Below are 15,753 nucleotides of genomic sequence, written 5' to 3' on the forward strand. Positions count from 1 at the left end.
TGCCTCGTCAGCGTGTAACATTCGCACTTGTTGCGTACGTGTATAAGCGTTATATTCACAGCAATTCAATAGAGTCCTGCCCCCATGTCAGACAAAAAATCCTCCAGCGGCGAAAAACTTCTGTACTGCTCCTTCTGCGGAAAGAGCCAGCACGAAGTCAAGAAGCTGATCGCGGGACCGTCGGTGTTCATCTGCGATGAATGCATCGACCTGTGCAACGACATCATCCGCGATGAAACGTCGAACGTCGAAACGGTGGCGGGCGCCAAGTCCGACCTGCCGACGCCACACGAAATCACCGAACTGCTCGACCAGTACGTGATCGGCCAGCAAACGGCCAAGCGTATCCTGTCGGTGGCGGTGTACAACCATTACAAGCGCCTCAAGCACCTGGGCAAGAAAGACGAAGTCGAACTGGCCAAGAGCAATATTCTGCTCGTGGGCCCGACCGGCTCCGGCAAGACCCTGCTGGCCCAGACCCTGGCGCGCATGCTCAACGTGCCGTTCGTGATCGCCGACGCGACCACGCTGACCGAAGCCGGTTATGTCGGCGAGGACGTCGAGAACATCATCCAGAAGCTGCTGCAGAGCTGCAACTATGAAGTCGAAAAGGCGCAGCGCGGCATCGTCTACATCGACGAGATCGACAAGATTTCGCGCAAGTCCGACAACCCATCGATCACCCGCGACGTCTCGGGCGAAGGCGTGCAGCAGGCGCTGCTCAAGCTGATCGAGGGCACGATGGCGTCGGTGCCGCCGCAGGGTGGCCGCAAGCATCCGAACCAGGACTTCGTGCAGATCGACACGACCAACATCATGTTCATCTGCGGCGGCGCCTTCGACGGCCTGGCCAAGGTGATCCAGAACCGTTCGATCAAGAGCGGCATCGGTTTCGGCGCCACGGTCAAGAGCCAGAACGACGATTACAACGCCGAGATCCTGCTCGAAGCCGAGCCGGAAGATTTGATCAAGTTCGGTCTCATCCCCGAGCTGGTCGGCCGCCTGCCGGTGGTCGCCGCACTCTCCGAGCTGACCGAGGAAGCGCTGATCCAGATCCTGGTCGAGCCGAAGAACGCCCTGATCAAGCAGTATTCGAAGCTGCTCGAGATGGAAGGCGCCGAGCTGGAAATCCGTCCCGCCGCCCTGCACGCGATCGCCAAGAAGGCGCTGGCGCGCAAGACCGGCGCACGCGGCCTGCGTTCGATCCTCGAACACGCGCTGCTGGACGTGATGTATGAATTGCCAAGCCAGCAGAATGTCGTGAAAGTCGTCATCGATGAAAATACGATCACGAATGGCGCGAAACCTTTGCTGATTTATAGCGAAACCGCGAAGGCATCGGGAGAGAACTGAAAAAAGCGCGCACGCACGCTACAAAAAGGCTTGCCGTGCGGACTTAACTAGGTACAATCAATCTCAATAAAAGACTTCGGCTTCAATCGAAAAGCCACTCGCGGCGCGCCGCGCGGTGGCTTTTTCGTTTTTAACGGCGCTTTTATTAGAACGGCTATATTCTTCGGCAAGTTGAAATTTTTTTACTTGTAGAAAATATTTTCGCTGGGTGGCCCTTGTGTTTTCACTGCCCAGCGCCCAAGTTCAGCAACACGCTTTCTATAAGGTATGCCATGACAACTTCGAAATTAACCGAGCAAACGACGCTGCCGCTTCTGCCGTTGCGCGATGTGGTTGTGTTCCCGCATATGGTGATACCTCTGTTCGTCGGCCGTCCAAAATCCATCAAGGCGCTCGAAGCCGCAATGGAGCAGGGCAAGAGCATCATGCTGGCTGCCCAGAAGGCCGCCGCCAAGGACGAACCCTCAGCCGCGGACATCTACGAGATCGGCTGCGTGGCCAATATTCTGCAAATGCTGAAACTCCCGGACGGCACCGTGAAGGTGCTGGTGGAAGGTTCCCAGCGCGCGCGCATCGATAATATTACCGATGGCGCCACCCATTTCGTGGCCGACCTCACGCCGCTCAATTCGGAAATCGGCGACGATTCCGAAGTCGAAGCGATGCGCCGTGCGATCGTCCAGCAGTTCGACCAGTACGTCAAACTAAATAAAAAGATTCCGCCCGAGATCCTGGCTTCGCTGGCCGGCATCGACGACGCCGGCCGCCTGGCCGATACCGTCGCCGCCCACCTGCCGCTCAAGCTCGAGCAAAAGCAGGTGATCCTCGAGATCTTCAACGTCGCCAAGCGCCTGGAGCATCTGCTCGGCCAGCTGGAAGGCGAACTGGACATCCTGCAGGTCGAGAAGCGCATCCGTGGCCGCGTCAAGCGCCAGATGGAGAAATCGCAGCGCGAGTACTACCTGAACGAGCAGGTCAAGGCGATCCAGAAGGAACTGGGCGAAGGCGAAGAGGGCGCCGACATCGAGGAGCTCGAAAAGAAAGTCATCGCCGCCAAGATGCCGAAGGAAGCCCTGGAAAAAGCCCAGGCCGAGATTCGCAAGCTCAAGCTGATGTCGCCGATGTCGGCCGAAGCCACCGTGGTGCGCAACTACATCGATACCCTGGTGTCGCTGCCATGGAAGAAGAAGTCGAAGGTCACCGCCGATCTCGAGAACGCCCAGAACGTGCTCGAGCAGGACCACTATGGCCTCGACAAGATTAAGGAACGCATCCTGGAATACCTCGCGGTGCAGCAGCGCGTCGACAAGCTGAAGGCGCCGATCCTGTGCTTCGTCGGTCCTCCTGGTGTTGGTAAGACGTCCTTGGGTCAGTCGATCGCCCGCGCCACGAACCGCAAGTTCGTGCGCATGGCGCTGGGCGGCGTGCGCGACGAAGCCGAGATCCGCGGCCACCGCCGCACCTATATCGGCTCGATGCCGGGCAAGGTGCTGCAGTCGCTGGCCAAGGTCGGCGTGCGCAATCCGCTGTTCCTGCTCGACGAGATCGACAAGATGGGCGCGGACTTCCGTGGCGACCCGTCGTCGGCCCTGCTCGAGGTGCTGGACCCGGAACAGAACCACACCTTCTCGGACCACTACCTGGAAGTCGACTTCGACCTGTCGGACGTGATGTTCGTGGCGACCTCGAACTCGTTCAACATCCCGCCGGCGCTGCTGGACCGGATGGAAGTCATTCGCCTGTCGGGTTACACCGAAGACGAGAAGACCTCGATCGCCCAGCGCTACCTGCTGCCGAAGCAGATGAAGAACAACGGCCTGAAGGAAGACGAGATCAAGGTCGAAGAGTCGGCGATCCGCGACATCATCCGCTACTACACCCGTGAAGCCGGCGTGCGCTCGCTCGAGCGCGAAGTGTCGAAGATCTGCCGCAAGGTGGTCAAGATGCTGCTGCTGAAAAAGGGTTCGACCGCGGCCGAGAAGCGCGTGATCGTGAGCGCCAAGAACCTGGATAAATTCCTGGGCGTGCGCCGCTACGACTTCGGCGTGGCCGAGAAGGACAACCAGATCGGCCAGGTGGTCGGCCTGGCCTGGACCGAGGTCGGCGGCGACCTGTTGACCATCGAAGCGGTCAATGTCCCGGGCAAGGGCGGCATCATCCGCACCGGCACGCTGGGCGACGTGATGAAGGAATCGATCGAGGCCGCCCGCACCGTGGTGCGTTCGCGCGCACAGCGCTTCGGCATCAAGAACGAAGTGTTCGAGAAGACCGACATCCACATCCACGTGCCGGAAGGCGCGACGCCGAAGGACGGTCCGTCCGCCGGCATCGGCATGACGACCGCGCTGGTCTCGGCCTTCACCGGCATCCCGGTGCGCGCCGACGTGGCGATGACGGGCGAGATCACGCTGCGCGGCGAGGTGCTGCCGATCGGCGGCCTGAAAGAGAAGCTGCTGGCGGCGCATCGCGGCGGCATCAAGACGGTCCTGATCCCCGAGCAGAACGTGAAGGACCTGGCCGAGATCCCGGACAACGTCAAGAACAAGCTCGAGATCGTGCCGGTGCGCTGGATCGAAAAGGTCCTCGAGGTGGCGCTGGAACGCCAGCCGGAAGCGCTGTCCGATGTGCCTGCGGTCGCCGTGGCGCCGGCCCCGAGCGAAGGGCAGGGCGAAGTGGTCAAGCACTAAACACTGCAAGCAGTTCACGAAACAGGCGCCATGCGGCGCCTGTTTTTTTGCCCGTACCGCCTGTATTGACGGGCGCCGTTGCCGATCGACCGAAGCCGCCCTCGACCCGCCTCGCTTGACATCCCTATGTTGCCCTTGTTTAATATGTGCTTGCACTTTTGCAGCAATGGCGCGGTGTGCGTCACGAACGAAAACGAGGAAACGAGTGAACAAGACAGAACTGATCGAAGAAATCGCGAAGTCCGCGGACATTACGAAGGCCTCGGCGACGCGTGCACTCGACGCCATGATCGAAGCGGTCACCGAAAGCCTGAAGAAGAACGACAGCGTCACGCTGGTCGGTTTCGGCACCTTCACCGTGGGCGAGCGCGCAGCGCGTACCGGCCGCGATCCACGCACCAAGGAACCCATCAAGATCAAGGCTGCGAAGGTTCCGAAATTTAAGGCTGGTAAAGCGCTGAAAGATGCTGTAAACTAATGCCTTCTTCGCGATGACAAGCGTAGAAAGCAACAGGATAACGTCGTATCCATCCTGATGCTTGTTGTAGTGTTTATTTGCTGGAGCGGTAGTTCAGTTGGTTAGAATACCGGCCTGTCACGCCGGGGGTCGCGGGTTCGAGCCCCGTCCGCTCCGCCACCAAATAAACGCGATGACGAAAGTCTGGAGCGGTAGTTCAGTTGGTTAGAATACCGGCCTGTCACGCCGGGGGTCGCGGGTTCGAGCCCCGTCCGCTCCGCCAGAATTCGAGTAGTATGGAGTGCCCTGAAGGGTAGCTCCGCAAGAAGGGGCGAACGCAAGTTCGCCTTTTTTTTTAACTGTGCTGTTAATGCATTCTCAACCTTGAATGGCTGACCATGTTTGAATTTATTCGGACCCACAAGCGCTGGATGTACGGGATCCTGCTGCTCTTGATCATTCCCTCGTTCGTGTTCGTGGGGATGGAAAGTTACCAGAGCAACGATGGCGGCGCCGGTGTCGCCACCGTCGATGGCCAGAAGATCACGCAGCAGGAATGGGAAGACGCGCAGCGCCGCCAGATCGACCAGGCGCGCCAGGCGATGGGCGCGCAGTTCGACCAGAAGCTGTTCGAGACCTCGGAAGCCAAGCAGGCGATCCTGAACAACCTGGTGGCCGAGCGCGCCATCAACGCCGAGATCAACCGCGCGCACATGAGCGTGAGCGATGCGACCCTGCAGAAGACCATCATGGACATCCAGCAGTTCCGCCTGCCGGACGGCGGCTTCGACATGGAAGGCTACAAGGCCGCGCTGGCGGCGCAGGGCATGACGCCCGAGATGTTCGACCAGCGCCTGCGCCGCGACCTGACCGTGCAGCAGCTGTCGGGTTCGATCCAGGCTACCGCCTTCGCGCCGCGCACCGTGGCCAACCGCCTGTCGGACATCAACGACCAGGAACGCGAAGTGCAAGAGGTCCTGTTCCCGCTGTCGACCTATCTGCCGCAGGTGAAGGTCACCGACGAGATGGTCAAGGCCTACTACGACAAGAACGCGCAGCTGTTCCAGATCCCTGAACAGGTGAAGGCCGAGTACGTCGTGTTCGATGCGTCGACCGTCGAGAACCAGGTGCAGGTGACCGACGCCGAAGTCACCGACTACTACAACAAGAACCTCAAGAACTACACCACGCCCGAGCAGCGCAGCGCGAGCCACATCCTGATCACCGTGTCGCGCGACGCCAGCGCCGCCGACCAGGCTGCCGCGAAGAAGAAGGCGGAATCGGTGCTGGCCGAAGTCCGCGCCAATCCGGACAACTTCGCCGCCATCGCCAAGGCCAATTCGCAAGACCCGGGCTCGGCGCAGTCGGGCGGCGACCTGGGCGTGGTCGAGAAGGGCCTGTTCGTGAAGTCGGTCGAGGATTCGATCTACGCGCTGAAAGAGGGCGAGACGAGCGGCCTGGTGCAGTCGGAATTCGGCTGGCACATCATCAAGGTCACCGGCGTCAAGCCGTCGTCGCAGCGCTCGCTGGACGACGCCAAGGGCGACATCGCCGCCGACCTCAAGAAGCAGAAGATGGCGGCCAAGTACACCGAACTGGCCGGCGTGTTCAGCGAGACCGCGTATGACCAGTCCGAGAGCCTGAAGCCGGTCGCCGACAAGCTCAAGCTGCAGATCCAGACCGCCGACAACCTGACCCGCACGCCGAATCCGGCGCTGGGCTACTCGCCGATCAACAATGCCAAGTTCCTGGCCGCCCTGTTCAGCGCCGACGCGATCAAGAACAAGCGCAATACCGAAGCGGTCGAAGTGGCGCCGAGCGTGCTGGTGTCGGGCCGCGTGGTGGAGTTCCGTCCGGCCACCAAGCGTCCATTGGCTGAAGTCGAAGCGCAGATCCGCCAGCGCGTGACCCTTGAAGAAGCGGGCCGCCTGGCGCGCGCCGCCGGCGAAGCGAAGCTGAACGCCGCCAAGGCGTCGGGCGACGCCACCGGTTTCGGCGCGCCTGTGAGCGTGTCGCGCACCAAGGAGCCGGCCATCAACCAGACCGCCGCTATCGCCGTGCTGAAGGCCGACGTGACCAAGCTGCCGGCCTATGTCGGCGTCGAGGTGCCGGGCCAGGGGTATGGCGTCTACCGCATCGGCAAGGTGTCGCAACCGGCCCAGCCGGATACGGCGCGCCGCAAGCAGGAATCCGACCAGATCGGCAACCTGGTGGGCCAGCAGCAGATGTATGACTACGTCGAAGCGCTCAAGGCCAAGGCCAAGGTGAAGATCAACGTCAAGCCGACTGAACTCGGCGCGAATACCGACGGTCAGTAAGTAGATCGTCGGACGACAAAAAGCCCGGCTGCGCGAGCAGCCGGGCTTTTTGCGTTGTAGCGGCCTGTCCCGGTCAGGCGCGTCCTGACAGCGAACGATAGTGTACGAAGGAACTCTGCAAAAAGTCGAAGGTCAATAACATGATTGGCTGCGCCATGATGACGAGACAAACTCTTTGACGCCGAAAGGAGAACTACGTGGACGACGACGAGGACTCGGTCGACCCGGGCTGGCAGCGCCTGTATGACGCCCTGGTCCTCACCTGCAAGTGGTTCGGCGACGAAAACGCTTTCGGGCGCGCCGACTTCTGGGTGGTCGACGACGACTGGGGATGCCACAACCAGAAGCTCTGCGTGTCTTCCCAGGCCTTTCTCACACCAGAAGTCGCCCTGGCGATCCAGCGCTGCGTCAGGCAGGCCGGCGCTCCCGGGGCGCAGGTAATGATCCAGCTCGAGCTCCAGGGCGAGGCAGGCGCTGCGGTCCCTCCCGAGGGATTGATCGTCACGGCCGACGCCATCACCGAGTACTGGAATCTCGAGCGGGTGCGGGCGATCGTCGGCGACGACTTCTACCGCAGTCGCGCACCCAGTTAGCTAGGCGGCGTGCAGCCGGCGCGCCGCCTGCAGAAAGTCGTCCGGCGCGATGTCGTCCAGCGTCAGGACGTCGGCCTGCGGGTAACGCACGAAGTTGCGGTCGATCGAGCGCAGGTAGGCCGGATCGTAGTGCTGCGCCAGCAGCTGGTCGACCAGTTCCGCCATTTCGCCGCCGTTGGCCATCGCATGCCAGGCATCGATCTGCGTGCGGCCGTGCAGCTGCACCAGGTGATCGAGCTGGGTGTTGAGGGCCGACGGATCGGCGCAGAAGTGCTCGTAGTCTTCCATCAGCAGGCGCACGCGGTTCGGGCGCGACAGGTTGACGGCGATACAGGGCGAGGCGCGCATGCGCTCCATCACCAGGCCCGGAACGCGCAGGTTGCCGACCTTCTTGCTCTCGGACTCGACGAACACGGGTTTGCTCGGGTCGAAGCGGCGCAGCTTGTCCCACACCAGGCTTTCGAACATCTTCTGAGTCGGTTGCGGTTCGTTCGGCAGGTGGCCCAGCACCGAGCCGCGGTGGGCCGCAAGCTTCTCCAGGTCGAGCACCTGGGCGCCGATGCCGTCGAGCGTTTCGAGCAAGCGGCTCTTGCCGCTGCCGGTGGTGCCGCATACGACGCGAAAATTCAGTTCGGGCGGATTCTCCAGCGCCGTGCTCACGTGGGCGCGATAGGCCTTGTAGCCGCCTTCGAGCTGCGCCACCGGCCAGCCGATGCGCGCCAGGATATGCACCATCGCGCCGCTGCGGTTGCCGCCGCGCCAGCAATACACCAGCACACGCCAGTCGCGCGGTTTGTCGGCGAACAGCGTTTCGATGTGGCGCGCGATATTGTGGGCGACGATCGGCGCGCCGACCTTCTTGGCTTCGAACGCGCCGACCTGCTTGTACAGCGTGCCGACCTGGATGCGCTGCTCGTCGTTCAGGACCGGGCAATTGATCGCGCCGGGAATGTGGTCGAGGGCGTACTCGGCCTCGCTGCGCGCGTCGATGATCGCATCGAATCCGTCGAGTTGCGGCAGCAGGGCGTCGAACCCCAGGACTTCCGGATACTTCATGCTCATTGAAAAAGCTTATTTCTTGATTAGCGCCGCGAACTGCGGCCAGATGTTGTTGAGGATGATCGGATGCGCCTGGGCCGTCGGATGCAGCCGGTCCTGCTGGAACAGCGCCGGCTTGTCGGCCACGCCTTCGAGCATGAACGGCACCAGCGGCGACTTGGTGGACTTGGCGACGCTCTCGAACATATTGAAGAAGCGTTCGGTGTATGCACGCCCGTAGTTCGGCGGCATGCGCATGCCGACCAGCAGCACGCGCGCCCTGGTCTCTTGCGCCATGGCGATCATGGCGCGCAGATTCGCTTCGGCCGACGGCACCGGCAAGCCGCGCAGGCCGTCGTTGGCGCCCAGTTCGATCACGACGATGTCGGGCCGGTGCTGCTTGATCAGGGCCGGCAGGCGCGCGCGGCCGCCGCTGGTGGTCTCGCCGCTGATGCTGGCGTTGACCACCTTGGCGTCGATTTTCTCGCGTTGCAGTTTCTGCTCCAGCAGGGCCACCCAGCCCGCGCCGCGCGCGATGCCGTATTCGGCCGACAGGCTGTCGCCCACCACGAGCACCGTTTTTGGTGCAGAATAGGCGCTCGCCGTCGCGGCCAAGGTGAGGAAAGCGACGACAGTCAAATTTTTAAGAAAAGCTAGCATGCGTGATCATCCCGAGGCATTCAAAAACGGCGTCAGCGACGCCGGCGTTCATGCAGGCCGTCCGCCCGCGATCCAGGTAAGCGGTTTGTCGAAGAAGGTGGCCGACGCCAGCGGCGAGCTCACCATCCTGCAAAACGTCGATTTTACCGTGCAACCGGCCGAGACGCTCGCGCTCGTCGGCGCTTCCGGCTCCGGCAAGTCGACCCTGCTCGGCCTGCTGGCCGGTCTCGACACGCCATCGTCCGGCACCGTGCTGCTCGATGGCACCGATATCTTCGCCCTCGACGAGGACGGCCGCGCCGCCTTTCGCAAGGCCAAGCTGGGCTTCGTGTTCCAGTCGTTCCAGCTGCTGGCCCACCTGACCGCGCTCGAAAACGTGATGCTGCCGCTCGAACTGCGCGGCGACGCCGGGGCGCGCGAGAAGGCGACCGAGATGCTGGGCCGCGTCGGCCTGTCGAGCCGCCTGAAGCACTATCCCAAGTTCCTCTCTGGCGGCGAGCAGCAGCGCGTCGCGCTGGCGCGCGCCTTCGTCACCGAGCCGCCGCTGCTGTTCGCGGACGAACCGACCGGCAGCCTCGATGCCGCCACCGGCGAATCCGTCATCCAGCTGATGTTCGAGCTCAATCGCGAACGCGGCTCGACCCTGGTGCTGGTGACCCACGATCCGGGCATGGCGGCGCGTTGCGGCCGGACCATCACCATCGCTGCCGGCCGCCTGGTCGAGTAACACCGTCAACCGGCGGCGGCGTCCTTCCCCAGCCGGTTCACTACCTTGCGCACGGCCGCCGGCAGCTCGCCGGCGGTCATGCCGATCGGGCCGACGCCTTCGTCGACCAGCGCGTCGGCGGCAGCGCCATGCACCCAGGTGGCCGCCGCTGCCGCCTCCCATCCCGGCCAGCCCTGCGCCAGCAAGGCGCCGCAGATCCCGGCCAGCACGTCGCCGCTGCCCGCCGTCGCCAGGCCCGCGTTGCCCGTGGGGTTGACCAGCACCTCGCCGTCGGGCCGCGCGATCACCGTGCCCGACCCTTTCAGGATCACCGTCGCGTTGGTGCGCAGCGCCATTTCGCGCGCCGCTTCCAGGCGGTCCGATTGCACGACCGCCGCGGTCATCCCGAGCAGGCGCGCGCCTTCGAGCGGATGCGGCGTCAAGACCGCCGGCGCCGTGCGCTGCGCCAGGCGCGATTGCAGGTCGGGACTCGCGCCGATCAGGTTCAGCGCATCGGCGTCGATCACCAGCGGGCTGTCGCTGTCGAGGGCCTTGGCCAGCAGGCGGATCGCATTGGCCGAGTCGCCCATGCCGGGGCCGATCACCAGGGTGCGGCCAAGGAAATCGAAGTCGTCGGCCGCGCGGAACATGATCTCGGGCTGGCTGCTGTCGTAGCCGGGCGGCGTGCCCAGCGCGGCGACGAAGACGCGGCCGGCGCCGGCATACAGCGCGGCGCGCGCGGACAGCACCGGCGCGCCGGCCATGCCGTGGGCGCCGCCGACGACGGCGACGTCGCCGAAGCTGCCTTTATGGCTGTTGTGGCGGCGCGCCGTGAAACGGCCGGCGAACAGCGGCAAGCCGTTCAGGCGCGCCGTCGCGCGCGGCAGCCCATCGACGCCGACGCCGAGCATGTCGACCCGTACCTGGCCGGCATGGTCGCGGCCATCGGCCGTGTGCAGTCCGGGCTTGTCGGCGAGGAAGGTGATCGTGTGGGTGGCGCGCACCGCGATGCCGTCCGGGCCGATCACGGCCCCGGTGTCGGCGTCCAGCCCGCTCGGTACGTCGAGTGCCAGGATCGGGCAGCGGATCGTCTCGAGCCCGACCACGAGTTCGCGGTAGTCGCCGTCGACCGGCCGCTCGAGGCCGATGCCGAACAGGCCGTCGATCACCAGGCCCCATTCGGCGCCGGGCGGCAGCATGTCGATCCAGCCGACCGAGCCGGCGCGGGCGCGCTCGTAGGCGGCCGCCGTCTCGGCCGAGGCGTCGCGCCGGCCGGGCAGGTGCAGGACGGTGGCGTCGACGCCGGCCTCGGCCAGGTTGGCCGCGGCTTCGAGCGCATCGCCGCCATTGTTGCCGGGGCCGGCCAGCACCAGTACCGGCCGGTCGCGCCGGTCGCCCAGCAGCTCGAGGGCGAAGTCGGCGGCAGCCTTGCCGGCGCGCTGCATCAGGATGCCCGGCGCCAGGCCGGCGTAGGCTGCTTGTTCGATGGCGCGCAGTTGCGCGACCGTGTAAAGATGTCGTTCCATGCTCGTGTCTGGTCGTGAGGGACAGGTTTGATTGTCGTGCATTTCCGCCAACGTTGTCGCGCCGTCCGATCTACAATAGGCGTTTCACCGTTACAGCAGGAGCAAGGCATGGACTGGCAGTTCTGGATCGACCGAGGCGGCACCTTCACCGACATCGTGGCGCGGCGCCCGGACGGGCAACTCGTCACGCACAAGCTGCTGTCCGAGAATCCAGAACAGTACCGCGACGCCGCCGTGGCCGGCATCCGCCACCTGCTGGGCGTGGCGGCGGGCGAGCCGCTGCCGGCGGCCAGCGTCGAAGCCGTCAAGATGGGTACCACGGTGGCCACCAATGCGCTGCTCGAGCGCAAGGGCGAGCCGACGGCGCTGGCCATCACGCGGGGCTTCCGCGACGCGCTGCGCATCGCCTACCAGAACCGGCCGCGCCTGTTCGACCGCCACATCGTGCTGCCCGAGCTGCTGTATGCGCAGGTGATCGAGATCGACGAGCGCATGGGCGCCCACGGCGACGTCGTGCTGCCGCTGGACGAGGCATCCGCGCGCGCCGGCCTGCAGCAGGCCTTCGACGCCGGCCTGCGCTCGCTGGCGATCGTGTTCATGCACGGCTACCGCCACACGACGCACGAGGCGCAAGTGGCGCGCATCGCGCGCGAGATCGGTTTTACCCAGGTATCAAGCTCGCACGAGGTCAGCCCGATGATGAAGCTGGTCGCGCGGGGCGACACCACCGTGGTCGACGCCTACCTGTCGCCGATCCTGCGCCGCTACGTCGACCAGGTAGCGGGCGAGCTGCCGGGCGTGAACCTGCAGTTCATGCAGTCCAACGGCGGCCTGACCAATGCGCGCGCCTTCCAGGGCAAGGACAGCATCCTGTCCGGCCCGGCCGGCGGCATCGTCGGCATGGTGCGCGCCAGCCGGCTGGCCGGCTTCGAGCGCGTGATCGGCTTCGACATGGGCGGCACCTCCACCGACGTGTCGCACTTCTCCGGCGAGTTCGAGCGCGTGTTCGAGACCCAGGTCGCCGGCGTGCGCATGCGCGCGCCGATGATGAGCATCCATACCGTGGCGGCCGGTGGCGGCTCGATCCTGCATTTCGACGGCAGCCGCTATCGCGTGGGACCGGACAGCGCCGGCGCCAATCCGGGGCCGGCCAGCTATCGCCGCGGCGGACCGCTCGCTGTCACCGACTGCAACGTCATGCTGGGCAAGGTGCAGCCGAACTACTTCCCGCGCCTGTTCGGACCGGGTGGCGACGAAGCGCTTGACGCGAGCGCTGTACGGGCACGCTTCGACGAGATGGCGGACCAGATCGGCGCCGCTACCGGCGAACGTCCAGCGCCGGAGGCCGTGGCCGAAGGCTTCATCCAGATCGCGGTCGGCAATATGGCCAATGCGATCAAGCAGATCTCGGTGCAGCGCGGCCATGACGTCACCGACTACGCGCTCACCAGCTTTGGTGGCGCCGGCGGCCAGCACGCCTGCCTGGTGGCCGATGCGCTGGGCATGAAGACGGTCTTCATCCATTCGCTGGCCGGCGTGTTGTCGGCCTATGGCATGGGCCTGGCCGACCAGACCGCGATGCGCGAGCAGGCGGTCGAAGAGAAGCTGTCGGATGCGGCGCTCGATGCGCTGGCGGCGCGCCTGTCGGCGCTGGGCGATTCGGCGCGCGGCCAGTTGCTGCATCAAGGCGTGGAGCCGGGGCGCATCGCCCTGGTCGAGCGCGTGCACCTGCGGTATGAGGGCACCGATTCGGCGCTGGTGGTGCAGTTCGACGACGTGGCGTCGATGCAGGCGCAGTTCGAGCAGGCGTATAAACGCCGTTACTCGTTCCTGATGCCGTCGCGTGCGTTGATCGTCGAGGCGGTGTCGGTGGAGGCGATCGGCCAGTCCGACGCGCCGCCGGAGCAGCCGGCAAACGCGATGACAGCCGATGCCGCGCCGGCGCCGCAGGAAACCGTGCGCATGTACAGCGGCGCGCAGTGGCACGACACCGGCATCTACGCCCGCCGCACGCTGCAGCCGGGACACGTGGTGCGCGGCCCGGCGATCATCGCCGAAGACAATGCGACCACGATCGTGGAGCCGGGCTGGCAGGCGCAGGTCACCAGCTACAACCACCTGGTGTTGCAGCGCGTGGAAGCGCTGCCGGAACGGCGCGCGATCGGCACCACGGCCGATCCGGTGATGCTCGAGATCTTTAACAACCTGTTCATGTCGATCGCCGAGCAGATGGGCTTGCGGCTGCAGAACACGGCCTATTCCGTCAACATCAAGGAACGCCTGGACTTCAGCTGCGCGATCTTCGATCACGACGGCAACCTGGTCGCAAACGCGCCGCACATGCCGGTGCACCTGGGCTCGATGGGCGAGAGCATCAAGACCGTGATGCGCGAGAACGCGGGCCGGATGCGCTCGGGCGACGTCTACGTGCTCAACGATCCCTATAACGGCGGCACCCATTTGCCGGACGTGACCGTCATCTCGCCGGTGTTCGACGAAGCGGGGCAGGAAATCCTGTTCTACGTCGGCTCGCGCGGCCACCACGCCGACATCGGCGGCACCACGCCGGGCTCGATGCCGCCCGACTCGGATCACATCGAGCAAGAGGGCGTGTTGATCAACAATTTCAAGCTGGTCGACGGCCTCGATGGCGTCCTGCGCGAGACGCAAGCGCGCGCGATGCTGCAAGGTGCGCGCTACCCGGCGAGGAATCCCGACCAGAACATGGCCGACCTGCGCGCCCAGGTGGCGGCGAACCAGAAGGGCGTCGAGGAGCTGCGCAAGATGGTCGCGCACTTCGGCCTGGACGTCGTGCGCGCCTACATGGGGCATGTGCAGGACAATGCGGAAGAAGCCGTGCGGCGCGTGATCTCGGCGCTCAAGGACGGCAGCTTCCACTACGAGCTCGATAACGGCGCCCACATCGACGTCGCGATCCGGGTCGACCAGGCCACGCGCAGCGCGGAAGTCGATTTCACGGGCACGTCAGGCCAGCTGCCGAACAACTTCAATGCGCCGTCGAGCGTGTGCATGGCGGCGGTGCTGTATGTGTTCCGCACGCTCGTGGACGACGAGATTCCGCTGAACGCCGGTTGCCTGAAACCGTTGAAGGTCATCATCCCGCCCGGCTCGATGCTCAACCCGCATTATCCGGCCTCGGTGGTGTCGGGGAACGTCGAGACCTCGACCTGCATCACCAACGCGCTGTACGGCGCGCTGGGCGTGATGGCGGCGGCGCAGGGCACGATGAACAACTTCACCTTCGGCAACGCGCGCTACCAGTACTACGAGACCATCTCCGGCGGCTCGGGCGCGGGCGAGGGCTTCGACGGCACCGACGTCGTGCAGACGAATATGACCAACTCGCGCCTGACCGATCCGGAGATCCTGGAGTTCCGTTTTCCGGTGCGGCTGGAGAGTTACGAGATTCGGCACGGATCGGGGGGAGCGGGGCGCTGGCATGGCGGCAATGGCGGCGTGCGCAAGGTGCGCTTCCTGGAGCCGATGACGGCGGCGATCCTGTCAAACAACCGGATTCACGCGCCGTTCGGGATGGCGGGCGGGGAGGCGGCCCAGCGCGGGCGCAACCGCGTCGAACGTGCCGACGGCCGGGTCGAGGAGTTGGGCCATATCGGCAAGACCGATATGGGCGTGGGCGACGTGTTCGTGATCGAGACGCCGGGCGGGGGCGGGTACGGGGAACCCGCCTGATCCGATTTGCCCGGTTTGCTCAGCGCCGCTGGTGACCACGACCGTGGCCGCCGTGGCGGTGGCCGCCATGTCCGCCATGGTGGCCGCGCCACCCGTGGCCGCCATGATAGTGGCCCCTGCCGTGGTGATGGCCGTGCCCGTAGTGGCGTGGGCCGCGGTCGTAGTACGAGAATCCCAGGCCGAGCGTGACTGGCGGATAGGCGTAGGCAGGGCTGGAGTAGGGATAGGCGCCGTAATAGGGGTAGGCCGAATAGCTGGAGTAGCCATAGGCGGGCACGTAGGCGCCATCGTAGGTCGCATACGGAGGTCCGTAGGCCACGCAGCCTCCGAGACCGCATGCCAGCAAGAGCGAAAAAGTCAGGCGTTTCGCCGCGCCTTTGATCTGCAAGTTCATGGCAGACCCTCATCGGGGACGATGATTCATTCTAGTCCCTTGCCGGACGGGCGTTGGCGGTGGAGTTGTAAGGAATTGCTACGACGATAGGGGCGGCGGGCCGGGAAGGCGATGATTTGAACTCAGCCGCACCGATAAACGCTTCCGGACATAGAGGAAATGCATGTCGCAGCAATCAATCCCACGATTCGCTCTGCTCGCCGTATGCGGCTTGTTGGGTGCGTGTGGCACTACGAAGCCTGAAATGCCGTCTGCGGCCAATGCGGGTGCCCGGGCGCCCGGCGCTGCAGCACCGCTCGCCATGGTCGGC

General features: G+C 64.7%; 11 protein-coding genes and 2 tRNA genes. 9 read left to right on the plus strand and 4 right to left on the minus strand.

Translation table 11 applies throughout. From position 1 onward, the window contains the following. The first annotated feature begins 84 nt into the window (after window positions 1-84). From clpX to KY496_RS04055, 7 genes are all read left to right on the plus strand, one after another. Window positions 85-1,353, plus strand: a complete 1,269-nt coding sequence (clpX, locus tag KY496_RS04025) for an ATP-dependent Clp protease ATP-binding subunit ClpX (protein WP_184236437.1) — start codon at window positions 85-87, stop codon at window positions 1,351-1,353. Between the two features lie 272 nt (window positions 1,354-1,625). After that, window positions 1,626-4,040, plus strand: coding sequence for an endopeptidase La (lon, locus tag KY496_RS04030; RefSeq protein WP_005671142.1), 2,415 nt, complete (start codon window positions 1,626-1,628; stop codon window positions 4,038-4,040). A gap of 166 nt (window positions 4,041-4,206) precedes the next feature. After that, window positions 4,207-4,518: an HU family DNA-binding protein gene (locus KY496_RS04035; RefSeq protein WP_162819654.1), complete on the plus strand. Its 312-nt coding sequence runs from the start codon at window positions 4,207-4,209 to the stop codon at window positions 4,516-4,518. Between the two features lie 82 nt (window positions 4,519-4,600). Further along, window positions 4,601-4,677: transfer RNA gene (locus tag KY496_RS04040), tRNA-Asp, on the plus strand. A 26-nt stretch (window positions 4,678-4,703) separates the two neighbouring features. Next, window positions 4,704-4,780 (plus strand) — tRNA-Asp (locus tag KY496_RS04045). A 115-nt stretch (window positions 4,781-4,895) separates the two neighbouring features. Then, window positions 4,896-6,815: a SurA N-terminal domain-containing protein gene (locus KY496_RS04050; RefSeq protein WP_219863982.1), complete on the plus strand. Its 1,920-nt coding sequence runs from the start codon at window positions 4,896-4,898 to the stop codon at window positions 6,813-6,815. 197 nt (window positions 6,816-7,012) lie between these two features. Next, a complete protein-coding gene (locus KY496_RS04055; RefSeq protein WP_219863983.1) occupies window positions 7,013-7,408 on the plus strand; it encodes a hypothetical protein in 396 nt (131 codons plus the stop codon). Here KY496_RS04055 and mnmH read toward each other — a convergent pair whose 3' ends face one another. Further along, window positions 7,409-8,464, minus strand: a complete 1,056-nt coding sequence (gene mnmH / locus KY496_RS04060; protein WP_219865041.1) for a tRNA 2-selenouridine(34) synthase MnmH — start codon at window positions 8,462-8,464, stop codon at window positions 7,409-7,411. 15 nt (window positions 8,465-8,479) lie between these two features. After that, the gene (locus KY496_RS04065) at window positions 8,480-9,106 is read right to left on the minus strand and encodes an arylesterase (protein ID WP_219863984.1); all 627 of its coding nucleotides are present in this window, start codon (window positions 9,104-9,106) and stop codon (window positions 8,480-8,482) included. On the opposite strand from KY496_RS04065, the gene KY496_RS04070 reads away from it, so the two are divergent. Further along, complete coding sequence (locus KY496_RS04070) at window positions 9,105-9,833, plus strand: ABC transporter ATP-binding protein (RefSeq protein ID WP_051205201.1); 729 nt, start codon at window positions 9,105-9,107, stop codon at window positions 9,831-9,833. The two genes, KY496_RS04065 and KY496_RS04070, sit on opposite strands and share 2 nt — an antisense overlap. Window positions 9,834-9,838: 5 nt before the next feature. On the opposite strand, the gene KY496_RS04075 is transcribed toward KY496_RS04070, so the two are convergent. Beyond that, complete coding sequence (locus KY496_RS04075) at window positions 9,839-11,338, minus strand: NAD(P)H-hydrate dehydratase (RefSeq protein WP_219863985.1); 1,500 nt, start codon at window positions 11,336-11,338, stop codon at window positions 9,839-9,841. Between the two features lie 108 nt (window positions 11,339-11,446). Here KY496_RS04075 and KY496_RS04080 point away from each other — a divergent pair, with 108 nt between their 5' ends. Then, window positions 11,447-15,049, plus strand: a complete 3,603-nt coding sequence (locus KY496_RS04080) for a hydantoinase B/oxoprolinase family protein (protein ID WP_219863986.1) — start codon at window positions 11,447-11,449, stop codon at window positions 15,047-15,049. Window positions 15,050-15,068: 19 nt separating this feature from the next. Here KY496_RS04080 and KY496_RS04085 read toward each other — a convergent pair whose 3' ends face one another. Further along, entirely contained in the window at window positions 15,069-15,443 is a 375-nt protein-coding gene (locus KY496_RS04085; protein WP_219863987.1) for a hypothetical protein, read from the minus strand. Window positions 15,444-15,753: the final 310 nt, after the last annotated feature.

This window comes from Massilia sp. NP310 (assembly GCF_019443485.1).
GTDB classification, from domain to species: domain Bacteria; phylum Pseudomonadota; class Gammaproteobacteria; order Burkholderiales; family Burkholderiaceae_D; genus Telluria; species Telluria timonae.

What these genes read in the sequence shown, in the direction of transcription:
- KY496_RS04070 (WP_051205201.1), top strand. Translation starts at nt 9,105, where the DNA reads ATGCGTGATCATCCCGAGGCATTCAAAAACGGCGTCAGCGACGCCGGC.
- KY496_RS04065 (WP_219863984.1), bottom strand. Translation starts at nt 9,106, where the DNA reads ATGCTAGCTTTTCTTAAAAATTTGACTGTCGTCGCTTTCCTCACCTTG.
- KY496_RS04085 (WP_219863987.1), bottom strand. Translation starts at nt 15,443, where the DNA reads ATGAACTTGCAGATCAAAGGCGCGGCGAAACGCCTGACTTTTTCGCTC.
- KY496_RS04035 (WP_162819654.1), top strand. Translation starts at nt 4,207, where the DNA reads ATGGCGCGGTGTGCGTCACGAACGAAAACGAGGAAACGAGTGAACAAG.
- mnmH (WP_219865041.1), bottom strand. Translation starts at nt 8,464, where the DNA reads ATGAAGTATCCGGAAGTCCTGGGGTTCGACGCCCTGCTGCCGCAACTC.
- KY496_RS04050 (WP_219863982.1), top strand. Translation starts at nt 4,896, where the DNA reads ATGTTTGAATTTATTCGGACCCACAAGCGCTGGATGTACGGGATCCTG.
- clpX (WP_184236437.1), top strand. Translation starts at nt 85, where the DNA reads ATGTCAGACAAAAAATCCTCCAGCGGCGAAAAACTTCTGTACTGCTCC.
- KY496_RS04080 (WP_219863986.1), top strand. Translation starts at nt 11,447, where the DNA reads ATGGACTGGCAGTTCTGGATCGACCGAGGCGGCACCTTCACCGACATC.
- lon (WP_005671142.1), top strand. Translation starts at nt 1,626, where the DNA reads ATGACAACTTCGAAATTAACCGAGCAAACGACGCTGCCGCTTCTGCCG.
- KY496_RS04075 (WP_219863985.1), bottom strand. Translation starts at nt 11,338, where the DNA reads ATGGAACGACATCTTTACACGGTCGCGCAACTGCGCGCCATCGAACAA.